Here is a 15,481-nt window from a genome sequence, read left to right on the forward strand (position 1 = left end):
AATGATTAATACTATGTTTCAACGGACAATAATTGATAGTTTATTATACGAGAGACGCAAAAAAATCGACATGATAGCTTATTCAAGCAATATTCAATCTAAAGATATCGGCACTTTCATCAACACTTTAACTAATTGTATTAATTCCGTTCAATTAGATGATAAACCTTTGGAAAGTCTGTTAGAGCAGACAGAAGTCAATATGAATTTGATTTTAAACGAGACATTTAGGGGCTTTACGAATGATGATGTAAATGCTGTAAAAAAAATTAAGGAAAGTTTTCAATGTTTGAAGAAGCAGTTTTCAGAATATAAAGAAAATAGATCGAATAGGGAGAGAGATATAAAAAACGAATTGTCATGCAATCATGATCTCGCAAGGAAAGTAATTAATCATTTAAATAGCGATGATGATGACTTTAAATCACGATATCAAACATATGTAAATTTTAGGTATTATATTGAAGAACCCCTCGCAGCAATTACATTAAGGAAGTGGGAGAATCAACTTACAAAACCCAACGAGTATCGACGCGGATGTAAGTTTAAATTTCTTGTACATGCAATAAACACTACTTTTGAAAATGCTCTTCAACAAGCCAAGAGCAGATCTATCATTTCTACAAGTCTAATTACAGACGAATTTCAAGGGACATATCAAAAATCGAAATTTGGGTTTGTATATCAGCCTAATTTGAAGAATGTTTTGCTTATTAGTAATTCTGATTGCTATGCGAATGATATCCCTTTCTGCGAAAAAAGAATTAATGCTGAATTTTTCTCGCTTACTTATATTCCGTTAGGTCCAAATAACTACTTGCAATATAACAGTATTAAAACATGCAAAACTATGCACATTGAAGAAATTGAGAGTGATTCTAAAAAAAATCAAAATTGCAGCATTGAGAATACCGCTGGACATGAGTTATATAACGAAATTTTGCTACGTAATGATCCTTCTACAAATCCAATTGCCGTCTTTCTCATAGAAACAGAAGATATAAACGATTGGTCGGTAGGTCAGGCAGAAGAACTAGCCACAAGATTAAAGTTACCTTTAATAAGAATTTAATCATAGGCATTGCTCAACTTAAGCGAGGTGTGGGAATGCCGGTAATTGACGACAGCAGTGATCTAAGACTTTAATTTTCAAGTCTTGGCTCGCTGCTGTATCTTTTTTGATATGACACTGAAGCGTAGCGCTTGAATTCAGGAATTTCAGATATGACGGTATGATCCGTCCATCCTTCTTTTCCCCAGCTACTTAGCAATCGACGAGCGTGAACGATTCAGCATTAGCGCAAGAGCTTCCAGGCTCAATCCCAGGTACGCTTCATTTGTGGGCGACATGACTCGTATCCCCTAGGAACAGATCGTTCAACGACGTTGATCGCAGTGATCGTGGCTTTAAAACTGGGGACACCGCTTCACTTTCTGGGCAGACGAGACGACTGCTCGAACTTGGCTTATATCTGGGCGAGTTCCGGCGCGCAATAACATCGCGGATGATGATCCTTATTGTTGAAAAATCTATTGTGCTGTATCATTGATTTGAAAGATTTGGAATCCAAGGGAGTCACGGCATGAATACAAATGTTAGATTAACTACAATGATTGGCGGCGCCTTCCTGATTCTTTCCTCAATGAGGTTAACGTCTGGAATACAGCTAGATCATAAATATGTATTCTCTTTGTCTATAGCAGGCTTCTTATTTATTATTTTTGATTTCCTGTCTTTTGAAGCAAAAGACAGCTATAAGACTATAAAGAAACAAAAGATGTTCGATCGGTTAGCTTATTTTTCACTGTATGCAGCAGTTCTATCTATAATTGTTTTACCTCACTTTTCATTTCTTGATGGAATTAATAAAATGCAAGAAATAAATGATTTCATAGTGTTATTCGGCTTAGGATTAGTAATCATAATGATTAGTAATAAGGATTTGAGGGAGCAACTTGAATTCTATAAATCACAATTAAAAACTCTTGAAGAACTCCATGGATCAGATTTGTTGCGAAAAAACGAAGAACAAGAACGGTTGGATAAAGATAATGATTCAAGTATAGAAAATCCAAAAGAACAGCGCGAATAGGCGTTGTTCTTTTTAGTATCAGGGGTGTGGTGATATGTAGTGGCTAAACCGCGCAGTACGAACCGTACCAAGGCATTACATTATTTTCTTTACACACATCCGTCACCGGCGGAAACTGTGATGCTAAATCGCTATTTTTAAGGGTTAACTCGGTAAACCTAGTTAACCATTGTTATATAAGGGTTTAACAGTTAACTATTCATTTTCCGTTTTGAATCTAACGGGCCGATGGGCACTAAAGCTATTGATTCATAAGGGAGTTAACCTAGTAAACCTGGTTAACCTATGTTAAAATATATATTAAATAGTTAACTCTAATTAATGGAGTGGTAAATGTGAGCGAAGCGAAAATTGTTAAAGCATACAAAGTGAGTTCTGAATTAAAAGAAAAGCTCGAAACTTTGTTTGAAGAGTCGAAGTTGGAGACACAAGAAGCATTTATCGAACATATTGCCGCGCTCTATGAAATGAACCTTTTAAAACAGGGGGAAGTAGGGGCAGGCTATCGTAAGCAGCTTGATGAACTCGAATATCACTCGAGACGAAACGTTGAGTTATTCCTCGGAATGATCCAAACAGAAATTGCAGAACGAATTAGTTTAACGCAAGCGCATGATCAAACCATGCTCGAAAGAGCTGAAGTGATCGGCATTCAGGAACGAGAAATTTCCGAATTGCAGAATCAGTTAAAGGAGAAATCAGAAGAGAACCTGCGGCTAGCGAAAGAAGTTGAGGCCCAATTGAAGCAGGGGGAGCAACTTCAGGAGATTTCGAGAAAAGACAACTTACTCGTAGAGGAGTACCGGGAAAAGGTTGAATCGCTTGCTGGAATCGTAAAGGAATATAAGGGCGCCGCCGACGAAAACAAGGAGCTCAGAGCAATAAATGATGAAAATACGAAGCTTCTGCAGCGACAGGAAGATAAGATTAGAGAGTTGGAGGAACAATTAAGACATCAAGAGAGCAGACAAAAGGATGAGCTGGAGCGTCTTGCAGAAAGAAAGGATTTAGAGAAGGAGCGGGAGATGCTCCAGCTTCGGACAGAGATGCAAAATAAGTTATCGGAAGCGAGTGAGAAAGCGACGGAACAAATCCGAGAGTTGTATGAGCGAGCAGAACAAATCCGTCGAGAGTATGAGAAACAGCCAGGAGAGGAAAAGAAGGCAAAATCCAAGAAAAGTTCAGCAGAGAATTCTGACAGCGACAGCAAGGAGGAATGAACTTGCCGGAGGACATTTCCACGCTAACCATAATTATTGATGCCGTTTTCCTCGCAGTCGTCATTGCCGCTGCCTACATGGATTTCAAGAAAATGATCATCCCGAATGGCCTGATCATATTCGGAATGCCGGCAATGCTGGTTCTAAGATTTTTTGAACATACTTTCCCATTTGAAAGCTATGTCATAGCAGGATTAGTGGTAGGCGCGCTCTTTTTCCTAGCCTCTTTGATCACCAAAAATCAAATTGGGGGCGGGGACTTCAAGCTCTGGATGTTCGTCGGATTTTCGCTCGGTATTCCGTATACAGTAATGGCTCTTCTCCTATTCGCGGTAATCGGTATGGCTTATGCGATCATTCGGATTTTGGCGACGAAAGATATTCATGCGAAAATGGCGCTCGGACCGTTTACGGCAGTAGGCGCGCTTATCGCATATTTATTTGGTGAGCCAGTTGTCAATTGGCTGATTGTCCACGTCTAGGGAAAAAGGCAGATTGCGAATAGGATGTCGAAGTGCTAAGATAAAACTAATTAACTAACGCCATTATGGCATTCATCGCAAGAGAAACGCCTTATAGGTTGTATTGTGTGCAAGGATCAAGCACGCAAACACTCTATAGGGCGTTTTTTTGTGCTTCAAAAATTGATAACAAGGGGACGATCTTATGACGGATGCGCCAAAAAAAAGAATCAGTGATGAAACATTGGAAATGATTCGAAAATTAGATATTAAAGAATTCGCTGAGAATGCACTTGGCGAAAAGTTGAAGAGAGAAGGGACCGCTTATATGGCTTATCGCAATGGAGGAGAGAACAATCCATCCGTTGCAATTGTGCCATCGAAACACTATTGGAAGGATTTTACCCGCGATGACATTGGCGGTATTGAGGTTCTTAGTTATTTTGCCTACAGGATGTGGGACACTGTTGAACTGAAAGGAGAGCGCTTCACGACAGCCGTGCATCAGGTCTGCGCATTGGCCGGCATTCCACTGAAGTATGATGATGGAACTGTCATCCAACCGACAACTGATCGCTGTGTCGGTGAAGTAGATCTTGTCGAAGACGATGGGTCAGAGCATAAGCAAAGCCCGGAAGTCTTAAATGATTATTATCGCGGGCTTTTAAGTCTAATGCATCTCACTGAGGGGCACCGCAAACACTTTGAAGAAGAACGAAGGATCCCGATCGAAACGGTCAAGATTCGCAGCTATGCTTCGATGTCGGATAACCCACAGGACCGGTACAAACTTGCCCGCGACGTCATCAAAAAGCTGGGTAAAAAGCCTGAAGGCATTCCAGGATTCTATTTAGCGCAAGGCGAGTACGGACCCTATTGGACGATGCTTGGGAGAGAAGGGATAATCGTACCTTTTCGAAATCTCTTTAATCAAATCTGGGGGCTTCAACTTCGTCTAGATGACCCGGATACGATCGTTACAACAGGGAGTATAAGGGCTGAAAAGAAAGGCGATCTGGTTGAACTTTACGATTACGGCGGTCAGTTTCTTTGGAGTGGAAAGCGCAGCCAGCTGCCAGTAAGTGTGAGCGGGGGAAGCGCGGAACTGATCTTGGGCAATCGGTATCGTTGGTTCAGCAAAACCAAAGATCTCAAACGTGGCGTTCTAAGAGGAGCAACCATTAGCATGCCTACGCCGGCACCCTATCATGTAGCAGTTCCATCTCGGCTGCTCGAATGTTGGGAAGCCGGAGTGCACTTGGCAGAGGTCTATGATACGGAAACGGTGTGGTTAGGCGAAGGCCCCTTAAAAGGAGACATCGCAGCGGATTTCACTGACCAGATCCATTTACAAACTGCAAGTGTGAGTGCGATGCAATCCCTTTTTGAACCGGCCATGCAGCTCGGAGCAAAAACGGTTATTCTGGCGCCGGACGCTGACGCGCAAACCAAACTTGAGAACGTTGGTAAGACGGTGATCAATTTGGTGGAAGCGGCAAGGGATTATTTTACGCCTCGACGAGTGCAGCTCAAATTTGCCACATGGTCTATCGAGCAGTCGAAAGGACTCGATGATTTACTTAACCTCGGCTTTAGGCCGAATTTTTTGGAGTTAAATTAATCAAGAAAGATAAAATAAAACTTAGATAAGGGACCGAATGCAGCGCTTCATAATGAAGCTCTGTTTTCGGTTTTTCTTATTTCTGGAGGTGTATCCATGAGAGCAGTCCAGCTTGTTCTACCCATTGAGCATTACGGCCCGTGGATTCGGACGTATAAGGCTGATCCTGATTGCGCGGCGCTTGCCGATCGGCACTATACGCGAAAGAAGGAAAAAATAGGCTCAGTTCAATTTACAAGGCCCGGCGAGAACCTAGTCTTACGGACCGCTCGCGGCGATGCTGTTTGGTGCTCCTGGAAGAGTAAGTTCCGAAAAGATGGCTTCGACGCCATTGAAAGCACCATTTTCCGGAACGAAAGCTTCAGGACCAGCTCCTTTCTCATCAAATGGGCAATATATGCCACGCTGATGCACTGGGGGGGAAAGCTGCCGCCTGACGGCATCATCACCTATGTAAGAGATGAATCCGTGAAGTCATCGAACAAAGGATATTGCTACAAACAGGCTGGCTTCGTTTCAGCCGGTAAGAGCAAAGGAAAGGGGTTAACAGCGCTGCGGCTAACGCCAGAGGGTTGTGATCTTATCCTGCAGGAGTTGAGCCTGATTTATCAGCTCAAAGAGGTAAAGCGATGGATGAAGGTCGCACTCATCAGCGGAGAACACATGGAAGCTTATGATTTCCAGCAAGACGCGTTATCCATTGAAGACCGTCTGCAGGAAGTAAAGCGGATCATGAAGGCCCAACGCAGACAAGGTTGGACGGAACATGAACCCCCTGTTCCAACAGAAGAATTTCTCAACCGTTTGTACGGGTGGATTCCAGAGGACTGTTTGCAGGATTGCCTATAAAGAAAACCAAGGGATCTTGAAAAGAGAATAAATACCAATCGAAGGAGTTATCGAAATGAATAACCTGGTGTGTCGTTTTTGCTTTGAAGAATTTGAGTTTCACGAGGCAGAGATCGATCGATATGGCCGTGGATTTTGGTGCCAATGCGATGGCTTTACATACATCGATGAAGGAGAAGGGATTCACCGATTTACATTGCTTTTAGAGGATAAGCAACGGACAAGTACGCCGGCACCGCGGGTTAATCTGAAATTTCAGAAACAGCTCTCGCTGCTCCGCTATCCAGGTGGAAAGTCTAAGTTTATTCCTCACCTCTACTTGAAGTTGCAAAGCAATAAAACCGAAACGATGAGCAGCTCCTACTGCGGAGGCGCAAGCGCTGAATTTGCATTTCTCCAGGCCGGCGTCATAAAGCATCTCAGGCTAAACGATTTGGATTTCGGCATCTATGCCCTTTGGTGGGTCGTACAACACATGCCGGATGAGTTGGTTTATCGAATTCGGCACTACCAACCGACGCACAAATCGTTTTTCCAGGCGCAATCCATCGTGAAATCGGACTACAACGGTTGCACGATTATGGACGCTGCGTGGAATACGCTGATAGTCAACCGTCTAGCATTCTCGGGGATCTATAAGGCTAATCCGTTGGGCGGCCGGCAGGGGACTGTTCAGGACCTCACATCGCGATGGAATCCGAAGGCCCTCATTAAAAGAATCTATACGATTCACGCGCTGGGCGATCGGTATACTGTCAGCAACCTGGACGCGTGCGAATTCATTGAAGAGGAATACTGGCGAGATAACTGCACGTTGTTCATTGATCCACCTTTCTACGAGCAAGGGAAGAATCTCTATCGATGTTATTACGACGAAGAGCAGCACTTTGAACTGAAGGAGCTCCTTGAGTCGTTGTATCACGGCATGCCGGGGGCGGATATTATCCTTTGCTATGATAACGCGCCGTTCATCGAGCAATTGTATTTTTATCCGGAAATCGAGAAGGTGGGGAGGGTTTACTCATGTTAATAAGCCAAAGTGAATATGGAGTAACGAAGAAGTTTATTCCTGAGTATTTACAGGAGTTGGAGGATCTCTTTGCTTTGAATGAAGCACAACAAATAGGTATAGAGCCAGTTCAAGAGCATGTAGCGAATATCCTCAATACTTTTATGTGGGCTTATTACGAGGGATACTCCGCCATTTGTTTTTTCGGGTTCGAACTAGAAGATTTCTACTTGGATGCCGTCGAGAAAATATGCCGGTATTTCAATGTATATTACCTCATCATGCTGCATAACAATGGCGATTACTATTTGGAATTAATTGAGCCCTACTTTGAACTTAACTGGGATGTGATCAGGAGGAGAGCAAATGGTATCAGTTGAACGAATTCGCTTCTTTCATAATCAGATTGTTGAAGAGGCGACGAGCTGGCGTGATGCCAATGACATACTCCGGAAGGAAGCCATTCAACTACAAAAGGAACAGACGTTTCCTATTTCCTTCGAAGTCCTATTTTCGAATGGCGAAAGTCATATAGGGGTATACAAGGTGAGTGTAAATGATGTCGTGTTTGCGAATCTATATGCTCACATACTCGGATTTGTGGAATTCATGATGGGCAATAGCAGACCTGACAATATGCCTGAGACGTTGTACAAGGTGCTGATTGCTTTTGATCGAGAAGAGTGGTCCTCCTTTTATTATCAGACTTTACTTCCGAGTTGTGGTGAAGAACAAGTGAGCTGGCAGCACGATCAGCGCATCGCGCTGCTCGCTTCTATACTCCAACAAGGCAAATGGGAGACATCGTTTCTGCCTCCCAATCATGAGCTTTATAAAGCAGAGAAGGAGCGATATTTTCTGACTGAAGCGGGTACCGCATTTTATCGTGCCAACCAGTTTGAGATTCGCAAATTGATCAGGCAGAACATGCAGATCCGCGCAGCAAAGAGAGCATAAAAAATAAAACATCAATGGAAGCCGGTCATCAGCGCTCATGCGCTGGCACCGGCTTTCCGTATATAGGGGGAAAGAAATATTGGCAATACAATACGAGCAAATGATGTTTTCTTTCGGACTGGATCAGCCCCAAAATGTCCAAAAAGGCGAACCCATTGAATTGCTTCCCTTACATGAGTATGATGTCGTAGTCGTGCATATCTCCGCGGGAAAGGATTCTATGGGGAGCTTTTTCCAGCTCATTAAAAACGGTGTAGACTTGTCAAAAGTTGAATTGTGGCATCAAGCAGTTGACGGCCATGGGGAAGAACATCAAGAATTTTGGGACTGGCCATGCACTGAACCTTACATCGAAGCGGTCGGGAAAAAATTCGGCGTGCCGGTATATTATCAATGGAGGCGTGGAGGGCTTTATGGGGAACTTATGCGTGAAAATAGCTACACTGGAGATGTGTTTTACAAAGAAGGAGAACAGACCATCTGTCTGCCGACAACTAAAGGGACGCTTTCAACGCGAAGGAAGTTTCCAGCGCAGAGCGCAGACCTTAGAATAAGGTGGTGCAGCTCATACAAGGTGGATTCTGCTAAACGGACATTGGGTAACAATCCGAGGATGAGCGGTACTTTGGAGCACCGTAAAAAGATTCTATGGGTGACAGGCGAAAGACGTGCTGAAGGAGGCAACCGTGCAAACTATTTGGAGAAGGAGCTGCACGGATCGACGAGCCGGCGACGCTTGGTGCATCATTGGCGCCCAGTAATCGACATGAAGCAAGCGGACATTTTCGCGCTATTCCGCGAGTTTAAGATCATGCCTCATCCTGCTTACTATTTAGGATTTGGCAGAGTGTCCTGCATGGGCTGTATTTTCTCAACTGCGCATCAATGGGCAGCCTATCAGTACATAGCGCCGGAGCGGGTCGCACGGTTTGCTGAGGTCGAAAAGGAAATTGATCATACGATCGATGTCAAACTTTCTATTCTCGAAAAGGTTGCGATCGGTTCGGTATCCAAGGTACTCCCTATCGGGGATCCGCTGCTGCCCAGGTGGGTTTCTTTGGCACTAAGTCGATCCTTTAGCGTCGATGACCTGGTGATGGAAGATTTTATCATGCCAGCAGGGGCTTTTCGTGGTTGTGAAGGGGGTTCCCCGTAAATGAGTTACAGATTAGCGGACCTTCGTGAAAATTGAAGGCACAGGGATTGTATCATAAAACGCTTGATCATTTTTTTTCCTTTGCTATACTGAAAATATATTATTTATGGCGTTATGCCGTTTCCGCAAGATCGATCACCTTAAGGGTTGATTTTTCTCCTGAAGGATGACCGATTGCGGAAACGGCTTTTTTGCGTTGTTCGCCATATTCCCCTCGAAAAAACACCATTCGCTTTTACAGCATGGTGTTTTTTATATTCTGCCCTTTCACCTGGGCGTATAAAACCGGTGGCACAAGTCGTACGTATGTGCCATCTGGCATACGTGCGCTTGTGGTGAAGGAGTCAATATGTGGGATAAGTTGTTGGATGGAGAGTTGTCAGCTTGGTATGCAAGTATACCAGGTGGTAGGCTCGGCGTATTCATTGGCGGGATCATGATCGCGGCAATTACACTGACTGCGTATGCGTTATTTAGGCGTATTCGCCCGAAGGAGGATCGGACAGTAGATCTGCTTAAGCGTCCGATGCACATTCATTATCCGGAATCGGCGCGCTCTGCAGGACTGCGTAGGAGGCGGGTGTAATGGCCAGGCTTGGATCGGAGTCAAAGGCTGGGTTCTATGCGACGCCGCCTTATGAACTGGAACTTTTGCTGCAAAGAATTCTGCCTGAAGAGGGAAATAAGAACGGGGACTGCCTGTCCTATTTCCTGTATGATCCTTGCTGTGGTGAGGGCGAAGCCCTTCTCATGATCGCACAAGCCTTACAAGGACCCAATCGCAGTGTCATCACGTATGGCAGTGAAATTGAAGCAGGTAGGGCAGAGGAGGCGAGCCGAGTTTTGGATCATGTGATTCATGACGGCTACCAGCGCGTTCGCGCGGAGGCAAAATTTAGTCTCCTCTGGCTGAACCCGCCATACCAAACGAATGTAGACGGTGAGCGAGCAGAGTTGTCTTTTTTGCGTGCGCTTACGGATTTCAAGAAAGGTGTACTTCAAAAGGGAGGATTGCTGCTCTTCTGTATTCCTCAGTATGTGCTGACGGATACAGCAGGTCTATTGAGCGGCAGATTTCGGGATATTTCGGTCTATCGCTTTACTGACGAACACTACGACAACTTCAAGCAAGTGATCGTTGTCGCACGGTATGAGCGAGCGCCTCGCGGGGAGCAAACACGAATGTACAGAGCGCTGCAGACGCTCGGAAATGGGGATCGAACTTTATTACCCACGCTTGAAGAGGTCGCTCCATTTATTGTACCTAGCGCTCTTTCAACGGAGCCTCCCTACTTTCGGCGAGATGCGCTGGATGTCGAGGAATTGAACAAAGATCTGGAGTGTTCTTCGCTATTTCAGGAGATGAGGAAGAGCTTGGTACCAACATCAAATGAAACTAAGCTCAAACGCCCTATGCTGCCGTTGAAGCCTGCTCACATGGGCATTGCCCTCGCTGCAGGAGCAGTTGGCGGGAACATGGGAAGTCACAGTGCGCACTGTTCCTAGTGCACAAACTACTCAGAAATGAGTAACAAAGACTAGGTGATTCTTACGAATCTAACTATGTATCCGAGTTGGTAGGGGAAGTACCTACTTAGAGCCGAAGATCGGCGACTCTACCCTGAGACTCCGGCATGCAGATATCACTGTCAGATACCTGTATGAAGCCCGGTAAAGGCGGAATTTTCCTTCCTGTGATGGATAGGGAGATGCGGGGGGCTAAAAATTCACTATGCCTAATCACCATATGAATCCACGTTTGTACGGCTCGTAAACCCAAGTACACCGAACAAGAAGGTGTATGCTCCTTAGGGAGTCCAGCCGCGGAGTTGTTGTTTGTGGCCTGCAACTCTGTATCACGACATTTAGTCATGATGTTCTGCGTCCACCGATCATGGACAACTGAATGACTGGCGGGTCAAAGTGGAGGGCTAAGGTGAAGATGAAAAGCTAGGATACATGGAACAGTGGAACCTTGATAGAAACTGCTAATGGCGGCAGAGCCAGATGTTTCTAATCGGTAGGAAATGACCGACCAAATCAGGGGGCATCAGCCCGTAGTAGTCCGAGCTAGGGAAAGCCTAGTACATGGCGAAGGGGCATAGTCGTGATTAACAGCAAAAGATTCCTTAACTGTTGAGGAAGCCGTTGTGCATACCTGACTAAAGCCAAAGGCAATCTCCGAAGGGAGGTGGTGCCAATGGAACAAAAATTCAACTATCCGGATAATGAAGCAGAATTACGTTTAATCCTTGACCAACTGTATGAGCATGCATTAACATCATGGGCCGCTGGCACCCGACCAAGGGTAAAAGGCCTACTCGAAATAATCACTGCTGACGCTACCATCCTGACAGCAATTCACAATTTGAAAGCTAACCAAGGTGGAAACACTCCCGGTACTGACGGTCAAACAATGAAGAGAGACATCCTTCAGATGGACGCCGAACAAGTCCTTCCGAGGGTCAAAAGTTTACTTCAACGCTATCAACCTCAACCCATCCGAAGAGTTTATATCGATAAACCGGGTAAGGTTGAAAAACGACCGCTAGGTATACCCGCTATTATCGACCGGATCGCACAGGAATGTATCAGAATGGTCATCGAGCCTATCTTAGAAGCTCAGTTCTTTGATCACTCATATGGTTTTAGACCAATGCGAGACGCACATATGGCAATCGGGAGAGTCGCTGACGTTATCCATAAAACAGGGTACCACTGGGTTGTTGAAGGTGACATTAGTAACTTCTTTGATAACGTAAACCATTCCAAACTGATTAACAAGCTATGGAACATGGGGATTCGAGATCAAAGAGTGCTAATGATAATCAAAGCGATCCTAAAATCAGGCATCAAGGGCGAAATTGAATCCAATGAACTTGGCACAGCCCAAGGCGGTATCATCTCCCCGTTGCTTGCAAATGTATACCTGAATATCATGGATGAATGGATTATCAGAGAGTGGGACAGAAAGAAAACTCGTTCGCAATACAAACGAGGGTTCTCCAGAGGCAAGGAAATGATGCTTCGAGACATTACGAAGGGAAGATGCAAGCTTAAACCAGCATTTCTCATTCGTTATGCCGATGATTGGATACTCGTCACACAATCCAAGAAATCTGCTGAAAAGTGGAAGTCTAGGGTGGCTAAGTATCTCAATACTAATCTTCGATTGAAGCTCTCCGAGGAGAAAACCCTAATCACGAATGTTGAGAAGAAGCCTATTAAATTTGTGGGCTTCAACTTCAAAGTAGTGAAGGGTAAATCCAAAAAGGGGTTTATTTCGAGGATCAGACCAAACCCGGCACGTCTCCAAAGTAAGATTGATGAAATTCACCGGTTCACTAGAAAAATGAGGCACATCCCCCACAAGGATGCTCTAGTTCACCACATCAATGTGTTGAACAGCAAAATACGCGGGGTCATTCAATATTATGAACCCGCCACTTGGGTGAATATCGATCTAAGGAAGTTCGAGAGAGATTTAGCATGGGCTGCGTACCTTTCCTTAAAACGAAACCATGCCGTTCGATGGACACCTGCAAACGAAACGCACAATTTGCTTTCTGTCCATTCTGAATACATCTCTGGCATCCCGGCTATCGAATACCTTGACCGTAAAGTTGGGGTCACTTCACTTAAGTTTTGCAAATGGAAGAATTCGAAGCTTAAAAATCCACTAGAAACCCCATTCACCTTGGAAGGACGTAAACTCTACACCGAGCGAACGGGAAACAAATCTACATTAGCCAGAGCAGATGAATTGATGAGCCTTCATTACTCGCTCGTGATCAGAAGCGGCAGAAAACGTGGACGCGGTGGAAACTACAACTTCGAATTCTACTTAAACAGAGCATATGCTTTCAACAGGGATAAGGGACGATGTAGGGTCTGTGGCCGAGAGGTTCATCCTCCAGACATTGACATCCATCATATTGACCCAAATCTGCCCATTGATCTGGTCAACAAGGTAAGCAATCTTGCTACGCTTCATAATTCCTGTCATGAGTACATTCATAATGAAGTCGAGCTCAGCCAGCTTGGACCAAAGATAAGAAGCAAAGTTCTTCATTTTCGTGAGAAAGTTAAGGGTCTTTTCGCGGTGGAGCTGCAACGCTCTAATCACGATGGAGCGCCGTATGCGGTAAAAGCCGCACGTACGGTGCGAAGCGGGGGAAAATGACTCCTAACCTCTCAATGAGGAAGGATGATCATTACCTATCGCTATTAATTAGCGGTGTAACGAAAAGAAGAACCGAAACGGAGAAAATGACCGATGATGAGGGTAAGTTCGTCGGTACGAAAAAGACTGATTTTTTTTCTTCCGTCATTCGGGTATTTACCAACGAGTACGGTGTAACCGACTTAAAGTAACTGCGCAGGCAGGATAAGAAAAAATCTTATCCTGCTTTTGTTTTTTCATCATCATCAAAGGAGACATTATCATATGAACACCGAGAAGGATTTTGAGCTGAAGATTACGTTAGTAGGGAAAGTCATTGAGGTAACGGTTCACTTCCTGATTTGGGACTGGGGCGGCAAAGGAACACGGAATTTGTATTTTGCATCTTTTGCAGGTCTGCCAGAATCTGTGAAGGCGGTGTCGGCTAGCCTGTTGGAGTCATATGAAGCTCAAATGAATCGTATTGCGTATTCGAGATGCAACGGTGAACCATACAAACGGTTAATGAAACCGATTGGACTTGGAGATGTCGCACATGGCTGCATCTATAACCAATTCTTCGAGCTTTCTTCTATTGAACAGGTGAATGACCCTGAGAAGCATAATCGCGCGCTTCTCATTGCACCTGAAGGGAATATGGAAAAAGTCGTTGCAGAACATGTGATTTGTAGATTCGGATTTCCGCGTGAATGGGAATCCGCCTACTATAATATGTTCCAAGACTACTGCCAACCATTATTTGTTGAGATTAATCCGAATTTTATGAAGTGGAATAAGGTTCAAGCCCTTCTGTTCAAAGCCGACGAAAAGCAAGCCATAGAAAGATTAACCGAGGCGTTGAAGACAAAGAAACTGCTTATACCAGAAAGTGATGTGGTGGGCGAGTTCAATCCGGAGTGGTCCATGTCGGAGTATATGCTGAACAACGCAACCCATCTGGCCGAGAAGTTGGCGGATCTTAAACCTCGTCATTCATTTGACCAGCCCATTGATCCGGCTATCGCAGATATGCTACGAATTCCATTTCCAACACAGGCCCATGTGATCCAAGCCATCGTAAACACAGTAGATTGTGCGGACAGTGAGTCACCCATCCTTGGTGGCGATATGGGTTCGGGGAGTGCGGCACGTTCAGCTATAACCGAAACTTTCATCTGAGTCTGGTGAAATTACGGGAAATGCTGGGGCTTGAATAAGCCTAACTGTTATCCTGAAGTGACAGGTGAAATCCCTGTTAGGAGTCATAACCCGTAGACTCCTCCTTGAGACTCCTGCATGCGTAGCTCTTTCCAACATGAGCGCGTGTGAGAGCCAGGTAAAGTCGTCACGCTGCATATCTCATCCGGATGATATGCCATAAGGCGGAGGTCCTTAAAAGCACTCCATGGAGAGCGAAGACGAACCCTCGACATGTACGCATCGTAACCCATACGCACCTTAGCCGGATTCAGCGGGTGTAACGAGTCAGAGCGGAAGTTTGTTGCCTAATAGCTTCTGCTGGTCCGCATTCAATTTCCTAATGGATAACGGATTGCCTTGGAAGAACAGGGTTATGTTCTCCAAGTGCCCGCACTCGCGGTGTATAGAGGGCTCCTAAAGAGTAGCAAATAAAGGGATAAGGATAACGGAACGTGCGAGATCTCGTATATGGAGCCGTTGGAGGCGATGAAGTATGCGAGAAGTCAGCAGCTCCATAGTGCGTGCGTGGCAGCACGATCATCAGGTGGGTTAAAGTCCCGCTGAGTCTCGGACTAGGAGACTCATATCCAAACTCGGGAGTAACTTCTCGGGGGCCGGTAATTTTTTTTTTTTTTTGCCGGAGGGCAGGGCGTCTGCTGCGAGGCAGAGTCTGAAGGGCTTGAGGAGAAGTACCAGGCCGTAGTGAAACGGGGCTACCCGAATTGCGAACCGGTCGGCCAAAGATGGGGCAAG

Annotated in this window: 13 protein-coding genes; all 13 read left to right on the plus strand. The window is 45.0% G+C overall.

The window, feature by feature from the left end:
• The first annotated feature begins 1 nt into the window (after nucleotide 1).
• Nucleotides 2–1,072: a hypothetical protein gene (locus DFP98_RS17775; RefSeq protein ID WP_116061945.1), complete on the plus strand. Its 1,071-nt coding sequence runs from the start codon at nucleotides 2–4 to the stop codon at nucleotides 1,070–1,072.
• 511 nt (nucleotides 1,073–1,583) lie between these two features.
• Nucleotides 1,584–2,093 (plus strand): hypothetical protein, encoded by a 510-nt coding sequence (locus DFP98_RS17780; RefSeq protein ID WP_116061946.1) that lies wholly within the window; start codon nucleotides 1,584–1,586, stop codon nucleotides 2,091–2,093.
• Between the two features lie 335 nt (nucleotides 2,094–2,428).
• Nucleotides 2,429–3,313 carry a coiled-coil domain-containing protein gene (locus DFP98_RS17785; protein ID WP_116061947.1) on the plus strand — a complete coding sequence of 295 codons (885 nt, stop codon included), beginning with the start codon at nucleotides 2,429–2,431 and terminating at the stop codon, nucleotides 3,311–3,313.
• Nucleotides 3,314–3,315: 2 nt separating this feature from the next.
• Entirely contained in the window at nucleotides 3,316–3,795 is a 480-nt protein-coding gene (locus DFP98_RS17790; protein ID WP_181917757.1) for a prepilin peptidase, read from the plus strand.
• A 184-nt stretch (nucleotides 3,796–3,979) separates the two neighbouring features.
• Nucleotides 3,980–5,395, plus strand: coding sequence for a hypothetical protein (locus tag DFP98_RS17795; protein WP_116061949.1), 1,416 nt, complete (start codon nucleotides 3,980–3,982; stop codon nucleotides 5,393–5,395).
• Between the two features lie 96 nt (nucleotides 5,396–5,491).
• The gene (locus DFP98_RS17800; RefSeq protein ID WP_116061950.1) at nucleotides 5,492–6,244 is read left to right on the plus strand and encodes a hypothetical protein; all 753 of its coding nucleotides are present in this window, start codon (nucleotides 5,492–5,494) and stop codon (nucleotides 6,242–6,244) included.
• A 55-nt stretch (nucleotides 6,245–6,299) separates the two neighbouring features.
• On the plus strand, nucleotides 6,300–7,274 hold the full coding sequence (locus DFP98_RS17805) for a DNA adenine methylase (protein ID WP_246016579.1): 975 nt from the start codon (nucleotides 6,300–6,302) through the stop codon (nucleotides 7,272–7,274).
• On the plus strand, nucleotides 7,268–7,633 hold the full coding sequence (locus tag DFP98_RS17810; protein ID WP_116061951.1) for a hypothetical protein: 366 nt from the start codon (nucleotides 7,268–7,270) through the stop codon (nucleotides 7,631–7,633). Before DFP98_RS17805 ends, DFP98_RS17810 begins: the two co-directional genes overlap by 7 nt.
• Complete coding sequence (locus DFP98_RS17815) at nucleotides 7,620–8,210, plus strand: hypothetical protein (protein ID WP_116061952.1); 591 nt, start codon at nucleotides 7,620–7,622, stop codon at nucleotides 8,208–8,210. Before DFP98_RS17810 ends, DFP98_RS17815 begins: the two co-directional genes overlap by 14 nt.
• A 79-nt stretch (nucleotides 8,211–8,289) precedes the next feature.
• Complete coding sequence (locus DFP98_RS17820) at nucleotides 8,290–9,366, plus strand: phosphoadenosine phosphosulfate reductase domain-containing protein (protein WP_246016580.1); 1,077 nt, start codon at nucleotides 8,290–8,292, stop codon at nucleotides 9,364–9,366.
• A 585-nt stretch (nucleotides 9,367–9,951) separates the two neighbouring features.
• Nucleotides 9,952–10,872: a DUF6094 domain-containing protein gene (locus tag DFP98_RS17830; RefSeq protein WP_116061954.1), complete on the plus strand. Its 921-nt coding sequence runs from the start codon at nucleotides 9,952–9,954 to the stop codon at nucleotides 10,870–10,872.
• 694 nt (nucleotides 10,873–11,566) lie between these two features.
• Nucleotides 11,567–13,549 carry a group II intron reverse transcriptase/maturase gene (gene ltrA / locus DFP98_RS17835; RefSeq protein ID WP_116061955.1) on the plus strand — a complete coding sequence of 661 codons (1,983 nt, stop codon included), beginning with the start codon at nucleotides 11,567–11,569 and terminating at the stop codon, nucleotides 13,547–13,549.
• A gap of 264 nt (nucleotides 13,550–13,813) precedes the next feature.
• Nucleotides 13,814–14,707 (plus strand): hypothetical protein, encoded by an 894-nt coding sequence (locus tag DFP98_RS17845; RefSeq protein WP_116061956.1) that lies wholly within the window; start codon nucleotides 13,814–13,816, stop codon nucleotides 14,705–14,707.
• Nucleotides 14,708–15,481 lie beyond the last annotated feature (774 nt).

This window comes from Cohnella phaseoli (assembly GCF_003386235.1).
Lineage (GTDB): Bacteria > Bacillota > Bacilli > Paenibacillales > Paenibacillaceae > Cohnella > Cohnella phaseoli.

Bases quoted from the DNA above. Each gene is read 5' to 3' on its own strand.
- DFP98_RS17845 (WP_116061956.1), top strand. From the start codon at position 13,814: ATGAACACCGAGAAGGATTTTGAGCTGAAGATTACGTTAGTAGGGAAA.
- DFP98_RS17810 (WP_116061951.1), top strand. From the start codon at position 7,268: ATGTTAATAAGCCAAAGTGAATATGGAGTAACGAAGAAGTTTATTCCT.
- DFP98_RS17800 (WP_116061950.1), top strand. From the start codon at position 5,492: ATGAGAGCAGTCCAGCTTGTTCTACCCATTGAGCATTACGGCCCGTGG.
- ltrA (WP_116061955.1), top strand. From the start codon at position 11,567: ATGGAACAAAAATTCAACTATCCGGATAATGAAGCAGAATTACGTTTA.
- DFP98_RS17805 (WP_246016579.1), top strand. From the start codon at position 6,300: ATGAATAACCTGGTGTGTCGTTTTTGCTTTGAAGAATTTGAGTTTCAC.
- DFP98_RS17815 (WP_116061952.1), top strand. From the start codon at position 7,620: ATGGTATCAGTTGAACGAATTCGCTTCTTTCATAATCAGATTGTTGAA.
- DFP98_RS17775 (WP_116061945.1), top strand. From the start codon at position 2: ATGATTAATACTATGTTTCAACGGACAATAATTGATAGTTTATTATAC.
- DFP98_RS17780 (WP_116061946.1), top strand. From the start codon at position 1,584: ATGAATACAAATGTTAGATTAACTACAATGATTGGCGGCGCCTTCCTG.
- DFP98_RS17795 (WP_116061949.1), top strand. From the start codon at position 3,980: ATGACGGATGCGCCAAAAAAAAGAATCAGTGATGAAACATTGGAAATG.
- DFP98_RS17830 (WP_116061954.1), top strand. From the start codon at position 9,952: ATGGCCAGGCTTGGATCGGAGTCAAAGGCTGGGTTCTATGCGACGCCG.